Raw genomic sequence first — 19,238 nt, 5'->3', positions numbered from 1 at the left:
AATAAAACTGCCTTACTATGCCCACGAGGGCCAACGACTGTATCTAGTTCAAAATCACCGATGCGATTACGTTGATTAACCACCATAGGACGCTGTTCAATTGATCGTCCCAATGATTGATTATATTTGGACCGTTGGTCAACGTTACGCCGTTGGCGTACGCCATGTTCAGGTAGATAATTCAAGGGGAAATCAATTTCCCCTGATTTAACCAATTGTAAATAGATTTAGTCGCTAGTTTAAATTCGTGAGCAATCATTTCTGGTGACCAGCTTAGACGTAAATGGTTTAGAATGGTTTGCTTTAATTCGTCACTCAGTTTAGTTTTCCGACCACATCGTGATCGTTTGTATTCGGCAGCTGTTTATGCACATTCAGCCTGATAAGGTTGATATCGAGATAATTCATAAGAAATTGTGGACGGTGATTGGTTCAGCCAATCGCCCATTTGGATATTGGACAGACTTAGTTCACAAAAGGTTTCGATTTTAATTCGTTCAGAATAGGTTATACTAGACAAAAGATAAGCTCCTAAAAGATGGGTTTGTGGTAAAAACCGTTTTAGAGGAAGCTGATCTTTTTTGTCCGAACAGCATTCGGATCAATTTTACAATCTACCAAATAATCAGTTTTATATGGGACCGATATACTATATAAATAGAAGGTATGGAGGAATTAAAATGAATTCTTCAGAAGCGGACAAAGAAACACAAAGGTTGGCTGATAAAAAGTTTGAGGACTTCATCCAAGGGTTGTACGATCCTGACCATGAAGCACCTAATGAGGACCGGCTAGATAATTTTGCCAGTTCGATGCTTCCTAAAAAAGAACGACAAAGAAAAGAGATAAGGTAGAATGCGTAAAGGTAGTAGTAAATCAGCCTTCTCATATGACAACCTCAAAGGGCTTAGAAAGCTAGCTTTTTAGTTGTTTGTGTTCAGTATAATTTTAAATTAGATCTTTGTTGGTGCCGTTTGTTTGATTACTTGGGTCGCTATGTAGGTTGTTAGTTTGCTGTTTTAAGGTAATCTTGTTAAACAACATTATTAATTGCCAAAGCAATATTATAGTTATAATACTAACAATACGAAAAAAGTCCCAGATTGCTAACACTGAACCCTCTTATTACGAAAGCCTTAAAGCAGTGGTAAGTAAAAGACCACTAAATCATATGAGAAATGTCGCCCACAAACCGGGTCTCTGTCAACCAGTGTTGATAAATCTATATTTAGAATTCAATTCATTTACGAATTGGATTCTTTTTTTCGATTTTTATTTTCCTCGAATTTAAAATTAAAGTGCAACACCTAAAAGACTAGACCAAAAAGGTTAGGAAATCTCAATCCGTTAGTATCTATTTACATCAAATTGTAAATCATCTAGTGGAACAAGGTATTTTAGAGCCACAAATACCCACATATTCAACAGAGCGACAACGGAAAGTCGGCGACTTTAAGTTGTCATTATAAAGGAACAACCAGCAGATTTAATTGTCAATGATCAGTTAAGCTCGTTAGATAGAAGATTGATTGGGGGACGCATCTATTTGCAGAAAATTACGGCCTCGCCTGTTTCATGGTATGGTTTGGAGTTTAGCAGTGTCATAGAAGAAAGTTCCCCGTTATTTATTACTCAAGATCGGGATCAGTACTTAATTCAAAAGAAAATTTATCATCGAGGTAGCTTAAGTAAGACCGAAAAGTGAATATGTAGCAGTTTAAGTGCGACAAATAAGTTAAAAAAATTATATTTAATTTTAATTAATGACCTGATCTCAGTATTTTACTGGGATCAGATCATTTTTTGTTCATCGAAATACGTTTAGTGTTTTACTATAACACGTCTTTAGCAACAACTTGTTAAAATCTCCCGGTTTGTAAAATGAAGTTAATACTAAAAAAGCCATTTGTGGTAGGCTTTTGAGCATAAAAATCAAAAGTCTACCACAAATGACCTACATTCAGTTTACTGTAGACAAACTCACCACGATTTATTTTCTTTGGAAAGCCAAGGTAAAAACTTATCTAGTTGCCTCAAAACAGTCTTAACCACCAAGCACCACTTGAAGCATTCGTAAATCAAATCATTGATGAATAGCTGAAAATTTCTAACTTGATTTGACATTTGAGGTCATTCAATCTCGCTTCAAATGACTTAGTCACCTACTAGTAGATTATACATAATTGGCCTCAGGGCCATTATTTCTTCAGTTCTTGAAGTCGCTGTTTTAACTCCTTAATTTGTACTTGTATTTCACGACCCATATCAGTTTCTGCCACGGTACGCCGCTTCTCTTCAGTCTCTACGACTCGTTTAGTCGACACAATATCAGTTAAATCACGTATTGCTGCTACTTTAGAAATAAATGGCTCGTGTGTGACCAACTGCATACCAAATGAATTATCAAGCAACGTATACCCACCAATGCCGGTCACCTTTTGATATGGTCGTGAAAAGCCACCATCAATGACCACCATTTTCTTATTTGCCATGATAGGCGAAGTTCCTTTTTTTACCGGTGTATGACCATTTACAACATGACTGGTATCCGGGTCCAGCCCGAATGCCCCCAATAGCTTCCTTACAAACTTCTCATTATGTCGCAGTTGATAGTATGGATTTGGGTTTTCATTGTGTGTAGCCTTATCAGCGATAAAGTAACGCTCAAACGTAGTCATATTTTGCTTACCAAATAGTGGGGAGTTGGGGCCAGCCCACATATACCACAACAAATCCATAGACAGATTGTCTTTCCTATTTGTTTGTGAATAACTGTCCCGCAGATTTTGTTCTAAAAAATCGAATAACTCTGGCCCAACATATTCATGACCATTCAAAATCAGGCCAATAAAGTTTCCTTGCTCATCTGTTGGCACACATCCATGAATTAATAGGTTGTTATTATAACGCAGATACATACTACCATGGCTCATTAAGAATTTCATGTGACGTTGTAACTTTTCTGAATGCGTAAAAGCCATGACAAGTTTATCAATAATAGCTTGTTCCTCATCGGTAAGTGCATAGGGATTCTTTACATCTACCAACTGAAAGCACGTATTACTCAAAGTATAATTATGTCCGAGAAGTGTTATATACTTCCTGTCTGCGCTAATTTTATCAAGTAACAATCGTTTTTCCATATTAAATTCTGGTCGTCTCTTTAGGACTGCACCTTCTAACTTAAATTGGATGATACTGATTGCTTGGTGTATTTTAGTTATTTCTTTGGCTTCATCTTCTTCTACTGATAAATTAGATGAATTACTTTTTGGTCGGAAAGCCAGATTATCTTGATAATACCGTTCAGCAAACCGTGCTAAGTGCCGCAGATTAATGCCATAAGCATCTTCTAAAATAGTAAGATTATTATATCGTGCACAGATCCGAATCAAATTACAAATACATATTGCTGAACCAGCGGCACCTCCTAACCAGAGAATATCATGATTTCCCCACTGAAAATCAACTGACTGACGGTCAATGAGGACATCTACTATCTTATCAGGCGCTGGTCCACGATCATAAATATCCCCAACTATATGTATATGATCCACTGTCAGATGCTGAATAGTTGCACAAGTCATTTTAATCCAGGAATCCACTTGACCAAGTTCGATTAAGTTTTCGATAATAGCCCAATAATAGGCTTGTTTATCTTGGTCTCGATTATCACTGTACAGTAGTTCCTCTGTAACATATACAAATGCTGGGTTAATAGCTTTACGTAATTTAGAACGGGTGTACTTACTAGCAGTATATCCCAGTAACCTAATCAATCGTTGGACATTAGTTAAATACCATTGATGTAACTCTTGACTAGATAAGCTTGAAGTTACTTCCGTCAATTGTTCACTTGGATAATATACCAAAAATGCAAAGTGAGTCAGTGTCTCGTTTGTCAGTTCACCCTGAAAACAATCTCTTATCTTACTTTTTACATTTCCACTACCATTTCGCACCACATGTTGAAATGCATTAAATTCGCCATGAATATCACTCATAAAGGCCTCAGTTGGCTTGGGTAATTTCAAAATAGATTCCAGGTTAATCAATTCTGTTGTAATTGAAGCAACAGTCTTGTATTTATTCATTCTATTTGACATAATATTTTTTCTTTCCTTTTGACAGATGGCTTCTACTTTTATACTCATTATTATGACTTTTCGTTTGTAAATTAAGTTATTAAAAATCGATGATCATCTTACCATAGAATGACTAACTAAAAAGAACTACCATATCGATCAATCGTGCTGTCCAAGTTCCAAGGACAGTTAACATTTTCTAAGTGATGATGATGCTTTTATTGATTCCTAACAACGTTATCGGATTAAAAAAACAATATTGTGATCATAAGCTAATTCGACTATCCCTGATGAATTGTTTTATATTCAAGCAAAAACGACAGCTATCTGGTGACCAAATACGAATATCAATCGTCCAGAACACTCTTTCAATTATAGTATATAAACACTTTACCATACACAGTAAAAATCAAACTATTAGGAACATCACACGATTATTAAAAATCAGTCAAAATAGGAAATAATTTTAAAATATCCTTTTCATGATCTTTCACCTGTCCTGGATTTTAGAAGTATCACTTGGTTTCTCAATTAACTTAAACCGTCGCTGCTGCGTACGTTTACTAATCCCCGTCTTTCGCTCAATCATTTTATAGGTCATACCCTGTTTTCGTAACTCGTAGGCAAATCTGATTTGTTCCTCAGAATACGTTTTTGGTCGCCCTTCCCGAAAAAACGGATCATGTTGCTTTGCATACAATTTACCTTCTTGCGTGCGCGTGACAATCATATCGCATTCAAACTGCGCAAAAGCACTAAATATTGTAAAGACTAATTGGCCAGTCGGCGTATTATCAATTAAGCCCATATTCAAAATGTTGACTTTGACATTTTCTTTAAACAACTCTTGGATAATGGCTAATGCCTCGCGCGTATTCCGTGCAAACCGATCCAACTTAGTGACAATCAAAGTATCGCCTGTTTTTAGAACGCGCAACAGTTTTTGAAACTCCGGTCGTTCAGTAGTTGTGCCGGTAAACTTTTCTTGAAAGATTTTTTCTGCTCCTGCCAATTTTAGTAACTCAATTTGATTTGCTAATTTTTGATCAGTGGTACTGACCCGCGCATAGCCATATTTCATCTTTTTCACTCCTTATTTATGTCATTAAGTAATGACACGTTTCTAACCCTTTAATTATACAGCATCAAAAAACAGGCCACAACTGTTAAGTTGTGGCCTGTCTAGTTCTTTTAATTATAAAATTGTTAAGCAAATTCTATAATTAATCCGAACAGAAATTAAAAATTCCAAAGTAATCTCTTACAGTTGAAAATATCTTTCACATTCTTAAAGTTGGCACAGTTCACAACTGTCAATATAAAAACTATAAAGAGCTAGAGGCTGCCATTACAAGCTACGTAGATTGTTACAATCATCGCCATATTAAAGTAAAATCAGCTGGTATGTCCCCGGTAAAATGCCGGAAACATACCAGCCAATTAGCAGCTTAGAAATTCACTCCAACTCATGGGGTTCACTTCAAATCTATATTAGACTTAATTATTTTTTGTTAAATATTCGGAATAATAACTTTATAATTCGTTGAGAAGAAAAATTTAAATAGAACAGAGTATCAAGAATAATCAAAAAAAACGTTGATGTTTTGAGAAAATCACGAGCATAAATATTTTTAGAATGTAACATATGTTTAAACATAAACCAATTCATACTATTATTTTTTGCCCCGGTGCTTTCTCCTTGGCTATGATTCATGACGATGGAATGATCGAGCAACATTGCTTTATTTTGCAGTCTTATTTTATATCCTAATATTACTTCTTCCTCGTACAAAAAAGTACGTTTATCAAACATTTTTATATTATCTACAAACTCTTTTGTATCAATCACAAAAAAAGACCCAGATGGAATGTAATATGTAACATCTGAATTAAAAGGCATCAAGTCTTCAAACCATAATTTTTTATACCTGTCTCTCCATAAAATTCTAAGAGGAAAAAATACCTGGATTAACATGTCAAACTTATCTGGTATTCTTCTAATACTCAAATATTTACTTTGTCCCATGGTGTGAATAACCGGTTGTCCACCTATAATTTTAGAATTTTCTTTCCTAGCTCGATCAATCTTACCGACTAGATTATCTAAGTCTCCCTTTTTAGGAATAAACATATCAGGATTCATAATTATTAAGTACTCAGCTAAACTATGTTCATAAATATATTTTGCTGCTAAATTATTTCCATAAGAATATCCAAAATTTTCATCTAAATTTATATTCATAATGTTGGAAGACGACACAAAGTGTCTATCCGATTGTACATTCACTACAACAATACAATAGTTTTTTTGAATCGAAACAGACTCAATATTTTGTATAGCTTGTTCTGTTTGAAAATCATTTTTATAATTTAATAATACTATCGCATATTTTAAAATAAGATAACACTCCTTATTAAGTAACTGTTCATCCTCGCAACCTCAAATTTCAAATACCGTATTTTAAGTTTAAGTAAACACATAAAAAGCTCACCTAACTGTCCCATGATGCCCCATTATTAAATCACCATAAGATAATAATTAAGGATCCTCATAACTTCAAACAGTTTTAATCTTATAAACATGATTTATTTATACATCATTAAATAAAGATCACACAAGACGTCCATGATAAATGACATCGTGAAATTTGATGTTTTATCAACTGTTTATCAGAGGCAACTATATTTTTCTCATAGGATAGCATTGTTGTCTCCCATAATACACAGTGTTGACTTCTTTTTTAATCAGCCAAAAATAAGCTAATTCGAATCTTCCTATCTATTAAATAAATACCACCCTTTTATCACAATACTGAAGAAATCCAGCCAAAATTGATAAATAGTGGCTTTATTAATTAAGTCAACTCACGCATACTATTCATTACAAGTCCTCGTTAAAATTAAGATCTATTAGTTATCAATCACTCCGAAATTTATTAAAAATTTCAGATTAAATCATATTAATGTTAAATCTTTGAATTTTGCTAAAAGTAATTAATATGATGATCTCTTTTTATGCCTAATAATTATCGTAGCAACAAAGCATCAATCACAATCTAAGATTTCTGAAGTTAATTCATAAAAAGTATTCTATATAACTACGAGTACTACTTACGAATAGTGGAAATTGTGCTTAATTTGACAATTCTGGTATTAATAAAATACATGAATGGCACAAAAAAAATAAGGCTCGTGAAGACAAAGCTTCTTCCATACCAAACAATCCTAGGAATAGAACAAAGTAACATTAAAAATTCGTACCTAAATAAGAGACTATTTCTCTTAACTATGAAACTAAACAACAAAGCATCAACAATAGCTGATATGCTAACACCTAAAATTCCAAAGTCAATTAATGGTCCAGAGATAATTGGTTCACCACCAGGGTTCGGAAAAACTTGTTCTATAAAACTCCCAAAACTGTTATCAACAGTGATTAATGGAATTGCTGACTTTATTGTCGAAAATAATATAGCCCCATTTGTATGTCCAAATTTCTCAACATAATCAATTGAAACATTTACCAAATAAGAGACATCTGACAACGTTGAAAACGTTGCAATGTTTTCAAATAATTCTGCCATATTAGGTAATTTATGTTCAATTCTCTCATATCCCACTATTAATAATAAAATAAATATTAGAGCGCCACCGAAAAACAAACCAATTTTTTTTGAAACACTTAATCTGTTGCGCATTCCAACATATATTAAAATGCCTATAACCAATCCTGTAATATCAGCACGTTCGCCATGTGCTAGGAACCAAACAGAAACTATTAAATATGTAAATAAGACACCTTTTTGTTTGATTTTGGGAAGATTAAATAAAAGTGCAACAATAACTAATTGATTCCATGCATGTCCCGGCAATAGCATTTGAAATCTATCTAAATTTACTGCTGACGAACTTAATGTAGGAAAAGTTGGAAACGCAACAATTGAAAAAGCTAGTGCAACTAAATTATTAAAAAGTGTTACACTTTGATTTGAGAATATAAGCGGTTCCATACTCATTAATTTTTCATACTTTTTTATATCTAACAAATATGAAAATAATACTCCCCAAAATATATAAGCATACAAATTCACTATGTCTGCATGTAAATTTATAGGCACTAATCCTAGTGCAATATCGCCATTTCCGATTCCTAAGTAGAAAAAAATTGCAGAAGGAGCCAGCATACTCACGGTAAGTGTTGATAGAACAGATATAATATCCAACCCCAACATACCAAATATCAATATTTGACCCCAAATAATCAAAAACAATTCTATACTAACATTATATTTTGTGACTTGATTTACATTAAATAAGCAAAACGTAAGATAATTTATCAAATACAGAAAAAAGCACACATTTTTTATACTTCTATCATGATTTTCTACCACCATTTTTAAAAAGCTCCTTATATAAATCATAAAGTTTGGTGTAGGTATTTTCAATATTAAATTGACTAAATGATTCTACATGTACTTGCCTATTATTCTTAATATGACACTTACTGATATCCTTTACCCAATCGTTAGCCATATCTATATTGTCAAACTTAGTTGACTCTATAATTTTTGCAGATTTATCGATCTCACTTGAAAGTATCGTGGGTAATCCTGACACTTGCGCCTCAATTGCAGAAACGGGGAATCCTTCATATAAGGAAGGTAAGAGAAAGACATCCATAGCATCATATAAATTTGCGACATTTTTTATTGGCGATACTAGCAAAACATCTTTATCCAACCCGTAATCACGAATCATTTTTGATATTTCTACCTTTTTTTCTCCTGACCCTATTATCACTAACTTATAGTTTTGCTCAAATGTTTTAAGCCTTCTTAATATATCAAGAAGAAACATTTGATTTTTTTGCTCAGTCAGTCTCCCTATATTGCCTAACAAAATATCATGTTGATTAATTCCTAATTTCTTTCTTGTTCTTAGTCGCATTTCAGAATTAAACACAAACTGAGGTACATCTATACTATTAGGAATTATGATATACCTATTATTGCCATACATATATTGGCCAGCCTTTGTACCACAAGATAGTAGAAAATTTGCTGTCAAAACATTTAAAAATTTAAATATTTTCTCTAATACTCGAGAGCTAATGTTTATGTGTGCTATATGCGAGTGTGAGATTCTTATTTTAACACCATTTAATTTTCCCGCAAAAAGTGGCAGGAAATTCAATAAATTCATATGTGCATGAATAATATCTGGGTTATATTTTTTTATCAATGAATATGTTTCTATAAAGTTTTTAATAGGATGAGTTCGCTTATCAGCGACTCTTATACAAATGTTTCCAGCATCATTGAGCTTTTTTAATGAGACTTTGTTAGGAGAATGTTGATAAATTATATATTCAACAACATTTTTATGCTGATTTATTTTTTCCGTATAGTTCACCAACATTTGTTCAACGCCACCGGATTTCACTCCAGATATAAAATGCATTATTTTCATCTTAAAATTCGCCGCCTTTGTATTAACCACATTAAAGGCCTGACGTAGGCCTGTACTATTCCTAGAAAATTTAATGCTTTGATTGGTTTGAAAGTTTTATATAAAAACACAATTACACTTTTATTTTTATAATTTGTTTTCGGAAGCTGTAGTTTCTCCTTGCTTTGTCGCCATATTTGACCATAATCTGAAGTAATATCATAAATCCAAGGACGGTCACATAAAAACGAGCTGGTAAAATGAACTATTGTTGGGTACATCTTTGCCTGGTCATAACTCAATTTACTATAATAGGATTGCGGCTTTCTATAAATACATAAATCATGATAACTAAACTCTACTGATAACGAGTTTAAGTTATATGATAGAGGCAAAATTTCAAATTTTCCCTTAAATGCTTCATCTAATATTCCCTGATCACCTTGAGGAAAGAATCCCTTTCTATTCATAATAATGCTATTTATTCGTTCTGAAATTCTATTTTCTAACCATTTATTTAAATCTATTACCAGAACACCTGAATTTATCATATAAACTTTCCTATCAAGATTAAACACGGGCCTATAAAGCTTGGACCATGGATCTAGACAAGCGCCTATGACATTATTATTTAAATTAATTTTTGATAGATCTTCAAAATGATCCCCTACGATTAAAGTATCGGCATCTAAAAAAACAACTCTTTGTAACTTATTGACGTCAACACCATTATTTTTAAAAATATCTACTAAAAACAATCTATAATATTGAGAAATGTCTCCGCGATCAGCCTTTAACTCAGATTTGACAGCAATAAGAGGAGAGAACAATTTTACAGAAATATCTCTATCATAAGCTGCCTTACGTACTATTTCTTTAAGATAAGAAAATTGTTGTTGTTGTATATCACTAGATATCACAAAAAAATTCAATTTTTGGGAAGTGTGCTTTAATACAGATAAAATAGAGACGCATAGCTGAGAAAAAAAGTCACAATTAATAGTGTACACTATATTCATTTTTGTCCCCCTTATTTAAATATTTTGATAATTTCTATAACATAGTGAAATATATTTTTTCTATTAACAACTGTATACACAGTTAATAATGCTATATACGTATATACACTATTAAATCCAATTAACCAATTAGACAACATAAATACAGTAATCATGATATAAAAAAACAAATCATTTCTATTATATTTTTCATGAAAATATTTCAACAAGATAATTTCCCCTAGAAAGCTTCGGAAGAAAAACGTTCCAATAATAGTTAATGCATACATGCTTAATGGTAGTGATAATAAATAATTAGCAAAAGACCAAATCATACTTAATAACAATGAAAAAAGATTAATTTTATAAAGTATTCCTTCCAAATTAAGTGCCTGAAAATACACACTCGATAACAACTCAAATTTACCATCAAAAAAGATCACTGGAAATATGATCCACAACAATGATAACCCCAAGTCATATTTAGGCAACCAAATATGAAGAATGGGAAAAACAATATAGTAAATACCAACTAACCACAGAAATAGGATTGAGAGTTCATGCCTCATTACCGAATGTAATTTTTTTACTACATCAAAATCTATCCTTCTGATGTAAGGGAAGAGAACCATACTTATTGCTTGAATCAACATAACCATAAAATTGCTTATGCTCAAAGTAATAGAGATCTGGCCAAAGTCTACTATCCCAAAATTTCTTTTAATAGTGTACCTAACTACACCAATCATAAACAGACTAGCAAAATTGGCAACTAATAACTTTCCTCCGCGAAGAATATTTATTCTTATATTTGCTATCGGTAATGTTTTTATTTTAATACTTGATAAAATAGTATTTCGATCGACCCAAACCGTATATCCTAATGATATCATCTTTCCTAACACATCAGCAATTATTAGAAAATAAAGGTTGCCAAAACCGATCACTATAAAAATAATAGTCATTATAACGGTAATTACTTTTTCAATTAGTGTTCCAACTGAATACTCATGAATATGATTAGTTGCCTGAAAGAGGAAAAAATAAAATGATCTAACGTTAGACACAAATATGATAATCCCAGTTTGAATTAATACATAAGTATTTGGCACATTGAATTTTCCTAATAGAGTTCCAAAAACAAACAAAATAGAAACAATCATTTGAAAAATCGTAAACCAACACAATTCATTGCCTACTTTATCACCTTTTATATTTTCTAATTTTTCCCCACCTAATTGTAAATACATACCATCAATCCATCCAAAATGTAATATACCAACATAACTAATATAAAAAATATATAACTGCCAATAACTATATGAAGTTGGCGTAATAAATTTAGGAACAATTAAAATAAGAAATATTTGTGATATAGTAGAAAAGCCATTAGAAAAAACAGCTTGTAAAATTCCGGATAGGAAAGATGTTTCTTTAATGTGTGCCACCCCACTCTCTGAATCCATCACGTGTTCCTCGTAATAATTGATGAAGAACTTTTAACTTCTCATGACTTCTAAACAATACTTTCAAATAAAATAGTGGAAGTCTCAGGATTTCTAATAAAACTTGGAATTTGTTTAAATATTTAAAACAATAAATTCTATTTCTTGTTCTATAATACATTCTCCATGGTTTAATATTTGGAACATAAGTTAGCTTTTTAAAAAAAGAAATGTGAGTAGTTTGCCAAAGGACATTAAAAACATTTTTATATTGTGAATCTGTTAACTCACCAAACTCCTGATTTAATTCAACATTATTTACTCTTAATATTTTCCAATGACGTTTCATTATCCTAAAACAATAATCAAAATCCACATAGTCTATGAATAACCAAGCGTTAAACCCCCCTATTTTTTCCCAAACACTTCTTCTATACAGAGATCCAGATTGAATACATTGATTAATATATTGATATGGGAAAGGTTCAAGTGTTTCATTTCTATTAAAACGTCGCTTATCAACTATTTTAGGGGAAATAATAGCTAAATTCTGCATGTGCGTATACTTAGAATATTCACTACCAATATTCTTAGGAACGATTGAATCTTGATCTAATGATAATATCCATTTGTAGCGGCTTGGAACAATATGAAATCCTCTATTTAAAGCTGATCCAATTCCTTCATTATTCTTATTATGAATTAAATTGATTGCAAAGACATTACAACAGACTCTTATTGAATCAATATTTTGAGAACCGTTATCAACAATAATTATATAAGTTATATTGTGAACCATTCTCATGTTCACAATACTTTGTCGTAATCGGTCTAAATTTGGATTATATGTGACTAAAACTACCGCAAATTCCATTTCATTCTCCTTATTATAACTATCATTTGATCAATTCTTTCCCTTGAAGTATCAATTCCGAGTTTCTAATAAAATTATTCTTTACTCCTAGACTATTTAATACTCGGTAACTTTTTTGTAACTGGAAATTTCTGTTAGGTAAACAATGAGCATCCGAAGCAATAACTTGAACCAAATTGTTCTTAACCAAGAACTTACTAAATTTATAAATTCTATGACCAAATCCCCCCACTAAACTAGTAGCCGTAAGTTGGCCTAAACAACCATCAGCGACCATTTTCTCGAAAATTTCAGGATTATGCAAGATTTCAAGATTTCTCTCAGGATGTGCAATAATTGGTGTAATTCCTTTGCACTTTAAATCAAATAGTATTTTTTCTGTATACTCAGGAACCTGCTCATGAGGCAATTCTATTAATAGATACTTTTTGTTTTTGCTAAAAAAAAGTAATGTAGGTAAACTGTCAAGCAGATTGCCATTCAAATGGACTTCCTGACCAGGCAAAACTGTCAATGGAATATTTTTTTGCTTCAATTTTTTATTGAAAAAGTTAACCTGTTCTACAACATCAACATTATTATTAATAAAGTGCCTGTCCAAATGATGCGGCGTAGCAACAATTATTTTAATACCATCGTTTACTGCATTCCTTGCCATATTCAAAGATTCTTCCAAATCACGAGACCCATCATCAACATTAGGTAAAATATGACAATGTAAATCAATGAGTTCATTTTGTGCTGTAAGAGCCGTACGTTTCACCATAATAGCCCACAGTTTCCTTATTGTAGAATCCATTTAAAACAGCCCCCAACAAATTTGCTCTAACCTGTTCTAATACACTCTTTGATTCGCGAACGATTTTCTTTGATATTCCCCCTCGACGAACAACCAATATGGTTCCATCCACTAGTGGTGCTAATATTCGTGCATCAGTTACCGGAAGTATTGGTGGGCAATCTAATAATACAACATCAAATACTTTTCTAGCGTTTCTAATAATTTCAACCATATCCTTACTTGATAAAAGTTCAGCAGGATTTGGTGGTATTGGACCACTTGGTAAAATATTAAGCCTTTCTATTTTAGATTTAAGTATGCAACTATTTATCCCAATTCTTTGCTTTGTTAATAAGGTACTCAGTCCCTCAATATTATTAATACCAAATGTTTTATGAACTGTTGGCCTTCTCATATCTGCATCAATTAATAAAACATTTTTGTTATTATTTGCAAATTCAACAGCTAAATTAGCTGCGATTGTTGATTTTCCCTCACCTGTTAAAGATGATGTAACCATAAGGGTCTTAATGTCCGAAGCCGAAAAAACAATATTGGTTCGAATGGTCTTAAACTGTTCCGAAATAATTGAATTTGGCTCATTAACTGTGGTCAAATCAATTGCTTGAGTGTCGTTTATCAATTTTTTATGCTTTTTAAACATTCAATCTATGCCTTCTTTCATTATAATTAGTGTCCATTGGACATGTTAATTTCTTTTATCTTGTCGATTTACGACTCCTAAATTTATTAATCCCAAATTTTTGGTTATATCCTCTACATCTCTAACATTTATATCAAGTGCATCTCTAACGTAGACAATAATAATCCCTAGTAATATTCCAACAGCAGTCCCTAAAATTAAATTCTCACCTTTTTTGGGTGTCACCGGGACACTTGATGGTTGTGATTCTGAAACAATAGTCACATTGTTAATGTCAACTATGTTTTTAACCTTTTCTTTGAATACCTTAGCAACTTGATTAGCTAGCTTAGAACCTCTATTTGAATTAGTATCAGTAACATTAATTGAAAATACCTGTGAGTTTGCTTGTGTTTCAACAGCAATATCACTTTTTAAATCACTCATCGATAAATTAATATTATACAACGCTATCATATTTTGTCTCACCGACCTAAGAATGACATCATTCGTAATGATATCTTTATAGGTATTAATCATTTGTATATCAGCCTGTTGATCATTATAATAATTAGCCTGACTTGCATTTTTTCTGCTAACTAGTATCTGCACGGTTGCTTCATATTTTGGCGTTATAATAATAAAAGTTAATACACTAGATACTAGTAATCCTAAAATTCCTGTCAATAAGATGAGTTTCCAATTCTTTTTAAAAACATTAAAGATATTTCCAAAGTTTACTGTTGTTTCCATTTAATGACCTCCGTATAAAAGTAGGGTTTAATACGCGTTATTTGGCTGCACAAAAACTTTAAGTGTCTTCATTATAATTTCAAAATCAAGCCACAAACTACGATTAGCTATGTATATCAAGTCTAATCGTAACATTTCACCAAATCCAACACTATTTCGAACCGTTGCTTGCCACAGACCAGTACAGCCTGGTTTTACAAGTAATCGTTGTTTGGCATAGTCCGTATATTCTGCAACCTCTATCGGCAACGGTGGTCTAGGGCCAACTAAACTCATGTTTCCAATTAACACATTTAACAACTGAGGCAACTCATCTACACTGTATTTTCGCATAAAATGGCCAATCTTGGTTACTCTCGGATCATCTTTTATTTTAAACATTGCCCCTTTGACTTCATTTTTACTTTTTAAATGAGACAACATTTTATCAGCATTAGACACCATTGAACGGAACTTATACATTTTGAATGGCGTTTCATTTCTTCCAAGGCGTATTTGCACATAAAAAACGTTTTCTCTTGGGCTACTGATTTTTATTGCAATAATTACTATTAGAAAAATGGGCGTTAATAAAAGAAGTGCTGAAATACTAGCAACTATATCAAATAGGCGTTTAATAAAACGATAACTCAAATCATGCTCTTTGCTTCTAATATCTATAAAAATATGTTCTATTTTTTCTCTATCTTGCATAGGGTCACACAACCTTTACTCCGATAAAAGCTTTGCAAGTGCACTCTTCCAGTCAGAAATTATAAATCCAGTTTTTTTTGCCTTGCTCAAGTTCATCACTGAATGCCGTGGCCGAAAAGCCTTTTGTGGAAATCGTTCAGAAGTAACTGGTACTACTTCAACATCAGTGTCCTTCAAAATTTCTTTTGCAAAGTCATACCAGGTGGCTGTATTATCGTTGCTTAATTGATAAGTCCCTGAAGCGGCCTCAGTTTTCACTAGGTGGACCATAAATTCTGCTAATGTTCGCGTCCAGGTCGGCCGTCCAAGTTGATCATTAACGACTGTCAACTTATCATGTGTCTTCGCTAAATTCTGCATTGTGAAAACAAAGTTATGTCCAAATTCACCGAAAACCCAGCTAGTTCGAACAATATAATAATCAGCACCACTGTGACGAACGGCTTCTTCACCAGCCCACTTAGCACGCCCGTACTCATTCTTGGGATTGGCTGGATCATCTTCTAAATATTCACCTTTATTGGTGCCATCAAAAATATAGTCAGTAGAAACATAAACCAATTTAACATCCTGTTCAGCTGCTACTTGGGCTAAATTTTTTGTTCCATCAACATTGACCAGCCAATTGAGGGCTTTGCCTTCATCTTCGGCCTTATCAACTGCTGTGTAAGCTGCGCAATCATATAAGACCACAGGTTGTAATTCCGCAACCTTAGCTTTGACTGCGTCTAGGTTCGTGATATCCAATTCTTTTTTAGTCAGTGCATCAAATGCAATCCCTTGTTCATTTAATAATCGTTGCAACTCATTCCCCAATTGACCATTGGCACCAACAATAATTACTTTTGACATTTAGAAACCTCCTCCTCTAGCATTTCACACTATTATTGTCCGTTCTTGGCGTAGTGTGATTCAACCTTGCTCTTATCTGCTTGCCACCAGTCTTGATGGTCAGTATACCAATCAATCGTTGCTTTCAAACCAGACTGGAAGTCAGTAAACTCTGGCTGCCAACCTAATTCCGTGCGCAACTTGGTTGAATTGATCGCATAACGTAAATCATGGCCGGGACGATCCTTAACAACATCATAAGCATCTTCAGGCTGGCCCATTAATTCAAGAATCATTTCCAAGACGTCCTTATTGTTCATTTCGCCATCGGCACCAATTAGGTAGGTCTCGCCAATCTTACCCTTGGTTAAAATATCCCAAACGGCCGCAGAATGGTCGTTCGTGTGAATCCAGTCACGAACGTTTTTACCACTACCATATAATTTTGGCCGAATACCACTTAAAATATTGGTAATTTGGCGTGGAATAAATTTCTCAATATATTGATAAGGACCATAGTTATTTGAGCAGTTTGAAATGGTGGCTTGTAAGCCAAACGAACGCACCCAAGCCCGAACTAAGAGATCACTGCTGGCTTTAGATGAAGAGTATGGGCTGGAAGGCTTATAACGACTAGTTGGTGTAAACTTCTCGCCAACACCCTCACCATGGCCCGGTAAATCTTCCCGTAATGGTAAATCACCGTATACTTCATCAGTGGAAACATGGTGGAAGCGTTTGTTAAACTTATGTGCGGATTGAATCAGCGTATAAGTCCCAATAATATTCGTTTCGATGAATGGCCATGGATCCTTCAATGAATTATCATTATGGCTTTCAGCGGCGTAATGGACAACCGCGTCAGTTTGTTGCATTAGTTCATCAACCAAGGGCGCGTCACAAATGTCACCCACAACTAATTTAACCCGGTCGCCTAGAATTTCTTCCAAGTTGGCCCGATTACCAGCATAAGTTAACTTATCTAACACGGTAATCTTGACTTCGGGATGATGATTATAAACATAGTGAACAAAGTTAGAACCAATAAAGCCGGCACCACCGGTAACTAATAAGTTTTCCATGACGTCTCCTTAAATTTCACCGTAAACAAACGGATTATTCTGTTCAAATTCTTTGAAAGTCTGTTGTTTAGCATCCTTTTCAGAAGTAATAGCTTGATCGTAGTCAATAGGCCAGTTAATGTTTAAATCTTTATCCATAAAGGTGATTCCACCATCAGCTTCAGCATTGTAGTAGTTATCACACTTGTATAAGAAATTAACATTATCAGTCAATGTCACAAAGCCATGGGCAAAGCCACGGGGTACTAACAATTGACGGTGGTTACTTTCAGAGATAATGTAGCCTTCCCATTCACCGTACGTAGGTGAGCCAGCACGAACGTCCACAATAACATCAAGCACGGCACCAGTCACCACGCGAATTAATTTAGTTTGCGCTGCCTTGCCACGTTGAAAATGCAGTCCCCGCAAAACACCCGCTTCCGCTGACAATGATTGATTATCCTGAATGAAGTCAAAATCAATGCCAGCTTCTTTGAAGTCACGATCCGAGTAGGTTTCCGTAAAGAACCCGCGTTTGTCACCAAAAACTGCTGGTTCAATAATCTTAACATCTTGTAACTTAGGCGTTGTTACCTTTAATTTGCCCAAAATTTAAGCCCTCCCAATTAATCTTAATAAGTATTGACCGTAATCATTCTTCTTCAATGGTTGCGCCAAATCATACACTTTATCAGCATCAATATAGCCCATCCGATAGGCCACTTCTTCCAAACAAGCCACCTTTAAATTCTGTCGCTTTTGAACGGTAGCAATAAAACTACTTGCTTCTTGTAATGAGTCATGGGTCCCAGTATCAAGCCAGGCAAAACCACGACCCATGAGTTCAACATCTAACTCATTATGTTCTAAATAAACTTTGTTGATATCCGTAATCTCCAATTCACCACGTGGTGATGGTTGAATATTCTTCGCAATATCAACGACTTGATTATCATAGAAATACATTCCTGTCACGGCATAATTACTAGCTGGATGGTCTGGCTTTTCAACAATGGACTTTGCATGCATATTTTCATCAAAGTCAACGACACCAAACCGTTCCGGATCATTGACATGGTAACCAAAGACCGTGGCCCCCTTCGGCTTAGCGCTAGCATGTTGAAGCATTTTTGATAAGCCGCCACCATAATAAATATTATCACCTAAAATAAGGCAGACTGAATCATCTCCAATGAAATCAGCACCCAAAATAAAAGCTTCAGCTAAACCGTTCGGCTTTTCTTGGACAGCATAGGATAGATTCAAGCCCAAATCATGACCATCGCCTAACAGTTCTTTGAAGCGCGGTGTATCAACAGGCGTTGAAATAACCAAGATATCTTGGATTCCTGCCAACATTAACGTCGATAACGGATAATAAATCATTGGTTTATCATAAATCGGGATCAATTGTTTTGAAATCGCTCGTGTAATTGGATACAGCCGTGTACCGGATCCCCCTGCAAGAATAATTCCTTTCATTTAGAGCCCCCCTGACATAGTTGCGTATTTTAATTATATTTCTATTTTCAAAATATTACTACCTAATGATAAAAGAAACTAACAACATGGTAGATTGTAAAATTAATCCGAACGCTGTTCGGACAAAAAAGATCAGCTTCC

18 protein-coding genes and 1 pseudogene are annotated in these 19,238 nt (G+C 33.8%); 2 read left to right on the top strand and 17 right to left on the bottom strand.

Annotated features, from left to right (window positions below; all coding sequences use genetic code 11):
- Window positions 1-520: pseudogene (locus DY78_RS15655) on the bottom strand (IS30 family transposase); the annotation flags it as partial.
- 160 nt (window positions 521-680) lie between these two features.
- Here DY78_RS15655 and DY78_RS16305 point away from each other — a divergent pair.
- The gene (locus tag DY78_RS16305) at window positions 681-854 is read left to right on the top strand and encodes a hypothetical protein (protein ID WP_022638444.1); all 174 of its coding nucleotides are present in this window, start codon (window positions 681-683) and stop codon (window positions 852-854) included.
- Between the two features lie 1,344 nt (window positions 855-2,198).
- On the opposite strand, the gene DY78_RS00465 is transcribed toward DY78_RS16305, so the two are convergent.
- Both DY78_RS00465 and DY78_RS00460 read right to left on the bottom strand, forming a co-directional pair.
- Complete coding sequence (locus tag DY78_RS00465; RefSeq protein ID WP_029778840.1) at window positions 2,199-4,106, bottom strand: fructose-1,6-bisphosphatase; 1,908 nt, start codon at window positions 4,104-4,106, stop codon at window positions 2,199-2,201.
- A 469-nt stretch (window positions 4,107-4,575) separates the two neighbouring features.
- The gene (locus tag DY78_RS00460) at window positions 4,576-5,166 is read right to left on the bottom strand and encodes a recombinase family protein (RefSeq protein ID WP_024624176.1); all 591 of its coding nucleotides are present in this window, start codon (window positions 5,164-5,166) and stop codon (window positions 4,576-4,578) included.
- A gap of 194 nt (window positions 5,167-5,360) precedes the next feature.
- Between DY78_RS00460 and DY78_RS16870 the strand changes: the two genes are divergently transcribed.
- Entirely contained in the window at window positions 5,361-5,537 is a 177-nt protein-coding gene (locus DY78_RS16870; protein ID WP_080499858.1) for an IS3 family transposase, read from the top strand.
- A 49-nt stretch (window positions 5,538-5,586) separates the two neighbouring features.
- Here DY78_RS16870 and DY78_RS00455 read toward each other — a convergent pair whose 3' ends face one another.
- From DY78_RS00455 to rfbA, 14 genes are all read right to left on the bottom strand, one after another.
- Window positions 5,587-6,327 carry a glycosyltransferase family protein gene (locus tag DY78_RS00455; protein WP_143442643.1) on the bottom strand — a complete coding sequence of 247 codons (741 nt, stop codon included), beginning with the start codon at window positions 6,325-6,327 and terminating at the stop codon, window positions 5,587-5,589.
- Window positions 6,328-7,192: 865 nt separating this feature from the next.
- Window positions 7,193-8,479 (bottom strand): hypothetical protein, encoded by a 1,287-nt coding sequence (locus DY78_RS00450; protein ID WP_024624178.1) that lies wholly within the window; start codon window positions 8,477-8,479, stop codon window positions 7,193-7,195.
- Window positions 8,460-9,554 carry a glycosyltransferase gene (locus DY78_RS00445; RefSeq protein WP_024624179.1) on the bottom strand — a complete coding sequence of 365 codons (1,095 nt, stop codon included), beginning with the start codon at window positions 9,552-9,554 and terminating at the stop codon, window positions 8,460-8,462. The genes DY78_RS00450 and DY78_RS00445 overlap by 20 nt, the downstream gene beginning before the upstream one ends.
- Complete coding sequence (locus DY78_RS00440; RefSeq protein ID WP_024624180.1) at window positions 9,551-10,552, bottom strand: glycosyltransferase family 8 protein; 1,002 nt, start codon at window positions 10,550-10,552, stop codon at window positions 9,551-9,553. Before DY78_RS00440 ends, DY78_RS00445 begins: the two co-directional genes overlap by 4 nt.
- Before the next feature lie 11 nt (window positions 10,553-10,563).
- Window positions 10,564-11,997, bottom strand: a complete 1,434-nt coding sequence (locus DY78_RS00435) for a lipopolysaccharide biosynthesis protein (RefSeq protein ID WP_024624181.1) — start codon at window positions 11,995-11,997, stop codon at window positions 10,564-10,566.
- Window positions 11,966-12,850, bottom strand: a complete 885-nt coding sequence (locus DY78_RS00430) for a glycosyltransferase (protein ID WP_024624182.1) — start codon at window positions 12,848-12,850, stop codon at window positions 11,966-11,968. Before DY78_RS00430 ends, DY78_RS00435 begins: the two co-directional genes overlap by 32 nt.
- 22 nt (window positions 12,851-12,872) lie before the next feature.
- A complete protein-coding gene (locus DY78_RS00425) occupies window positions 12,873-13,649 on the bottom strand; it encodes a tyrosine-protein phosphatase (protein ID WP_101494992.1) in 777 nt (258 codons plus the stop codon).
- Window positions 13,582-14,295, bottom strand: a complete 714-nt coding sequence (locus DY78_RS00420) for a CpsD/CapB family tyrosine-protein kinase (protein WP_024624184.1) — start codon at window positions 14,293-14,295, stop codon at window positions 13,582-13,584. The genes DY78_RS00425 and DY78_RS00420 overlap by 68 nt, the downstream gene beginning before the upstream one ends.
- 45 nt (window positions 14,296-14,340) lie before the next feature.
- Complete coding sequence (locus tag DY78_RS00415; protein WP_024624185.1) at window positions 14,341-15,027, bottom strand: YveK family protein; 687 nt, start codon at window positions 15,025-15,027, stop codon at window positions 14,341-14,343.
- Between the two features lie 27 nt (window positions 15,028-15,054).
- Window positions 15,055-15,720, bottom strand: a complete 666-nt coding sequence (locus tag DY78_RS00410) for a sugar transferase (protein WP_024624186.1) — start codon at window positions 15,718-15,720, stop codon at window positions 15,055-15,057.
- A gap of 15 nt (window positions 15,721-15,735) precedes the next feature.
- The gene (gene rfbD / locus DY78_RS00405) at window positions 15,736-16,572 is read right to left on the bottom strand and encodes a dTDP-4-dehydrorhamnose reductase (RefSeq protein ID WP_056993482.1); all 837 of its coding nucleotides are present in this window, start codon (window positions 16,570-16,572) and stop codon (window positions 15,736-15,738) included.
- Window positions 16,573-16,604: 32 nt separating this feature from the next.
- Window positions 16,605-17,633: a dTDP-glucose 4,6-dehydratase gene (gene rfbB / locus DY78_RS00400; RefSeq protein ID WP_024624189.1), complete on the bottom strand. Its 1,029-nt coding sequence runs from the start codon at window positions 17,631-17,633 to the stop codon at window positions 16,605-16,607.
- A gap of 9 nt (window positions 17,634-17,642) precedes the next feature.
- On the bottom strand, window positions 17,643-18,224 hold the full coding sequence (gene rfbC, locus DY78_RS00395) for a dTDP-4-dehydrorhamnose 3,5-epimerase (protein WP_024624190.1): 582 nt from the start codon (window positions 18,222-18,224) through the stop codon (window positions 17,643-17,645).
- 3 nt (window positions 18,225-18,227) lie between these two features.
- Window positions 18,228-19,097 carry a glucose-1-phosphate thymidylyltransferase RfbA gene (rfbA, locus tag DY78_RS00390; RefSeq protein WP_024624191.1) on the bottom strand — a complete coding sequence of 290 codons (870 nt, stop codon included), beginning with the start codon at window positions 19,095-19,097 and terminating at the stop codon, window positions 18,228-18,230.
- Between the last annotated feature and the right edge of the window lie 141 nt (window positions 19,098-19,238).

Origin of the sequence: Lactiplantibacillus fabifermentans DSM 21115 (assembly GCF_000498955.2) — a bacterium.
In the GTDB taxonomy this organism is placed as follows: domain Bacteria; phylum Bacillota; class Bacilli; order Lactobacillales; family Lactobacillaceae; genus Lactiplantibacillus; species Lactiplantibacillus fabifermentans.
The sequence above is the reverse complement of the archived record's forward strand: the minus strand, read 5'-3'. Positions and strand labels throughout refer to the sequence as shown.

What these genes read in the sequence shown, in the direction of transcription:
- DY78_RS16305 (WP_022638444.1), top strand. Translation starts at nt 681, where the DNA reads ATGAATTCTTCAGAAGCGGACAAAGAAACACAAAGGTTGGCTGATAAA.
- DY78_RS00465 (WP_029778840.1), bottom strand. Translation starts at nt 4,106, where the DNA reads ATGTCAAATAGAATGAATAAATACAAGACTGTTGCTTCAATTACAACA.
- DY78_RS00460 (WP_024624176.1), bottom strand. Translation starts at nt 5,166, where the DNA reads ATGAAATATGGCTATGCGCGGGTCAGTACCACTGATCAAAAATTAGCA.
- DY78_RS00455 (WP_143442643.1), bottom strand. Translation starts at nt 6,327, where the DNA reads ATGAATATAAATTTAGATGAAAATTTTGGATATTCTTATGGAAATAAT.
- DY78_RS00450 (WP_024624178.1), bottom strand. Translation starts at nt 8,479, where the DNA reads ATGGTGGTAGAAAATCATGATAGAAGTATAAAAAATGTGTGCTTTTTT.
- DY78_RS00445 (WP_024624179.1), bottom strand. Translation starts at nt 9,554, where the DNA reads ATGAAAATAATGCATTTTATATCTGGAGTGAAATCCGGTGGCGTTGAA.
- DY78_RS00440 (WP_024624180.1), bottom strand. Translation starts at nt 10,552, where the DNA reads ATGAATATAGTGTACACTATTAATTGTGACTTTTTTTCTCAGCTATGC.
- DY78_RS00435 (WP_024624181.1), bottom strand. Translation starts at nt 11,997, where the DNA reads ATGGATTCAGAGAGTGGGGTGGCACACATTAAAGAAACATCTTTCCTA.
- DY78_RS00430 (WP_024624182.1), bottom strand. Translation starts at nt 12,850, where the DNA reads ATGGAATTTGCGGTAGTTTTAGTCACATATAATCCAAATTTAGACCGA.
- DY78_RS00425 (WP_101494992.1), bottom strand. Translation starts at nt 13,649, where the DNA reads ATGGATTCTACAATAAGGAAACTGTGGGCTATTATGGTGAAACGTACG.
- DY78_RS00420 (WP_024624184.1), bottom strand. Translation starts at nt 14,295, where the DNA reads ATGTTTAAAAAGCATAAAAAATTGATAAACGACACTCAAGCAATTGAT.
- DY78_RS00415 (WP_024624185.1), bottom strand. Translation starts at nt 15,027, where the DNA reads ATGGAAACAACAGTAAACTTTGGAAATATCTTTAATGTTTTTAAAAAG.
- DY78_RS00410 (WP_024624186.1), bottom strand. Translation starts at nt 15,720, where the DNA reads ATGCAAGATAGAGAAAAAATAGAACATATTTTTATAGATATTAGAAGC.
- rfbD (WP_056993482.1), bottom strand. Translation starts at nt 16,572, where the DNA reads ATGTCAAAAGTAATTATTGTTGGTGCCAATGGTCAATTGGGGAATGAG.
- rfbB (WP_024624189.1), bottom strand. Translation starts at nt 17,633, where the DNA reads ATGGAAAACTTATTAGTTACCGGTGGTGCCGGCTTTATTGGTTCTAAC.
- rfbA (WP_024624191.1), bottom strand. Translation starts at nt 19,097, where the DNA reads ATGAAAGGAATTATTCTTGCAGGGGGATCCGGTACACGGCTGTATCCA.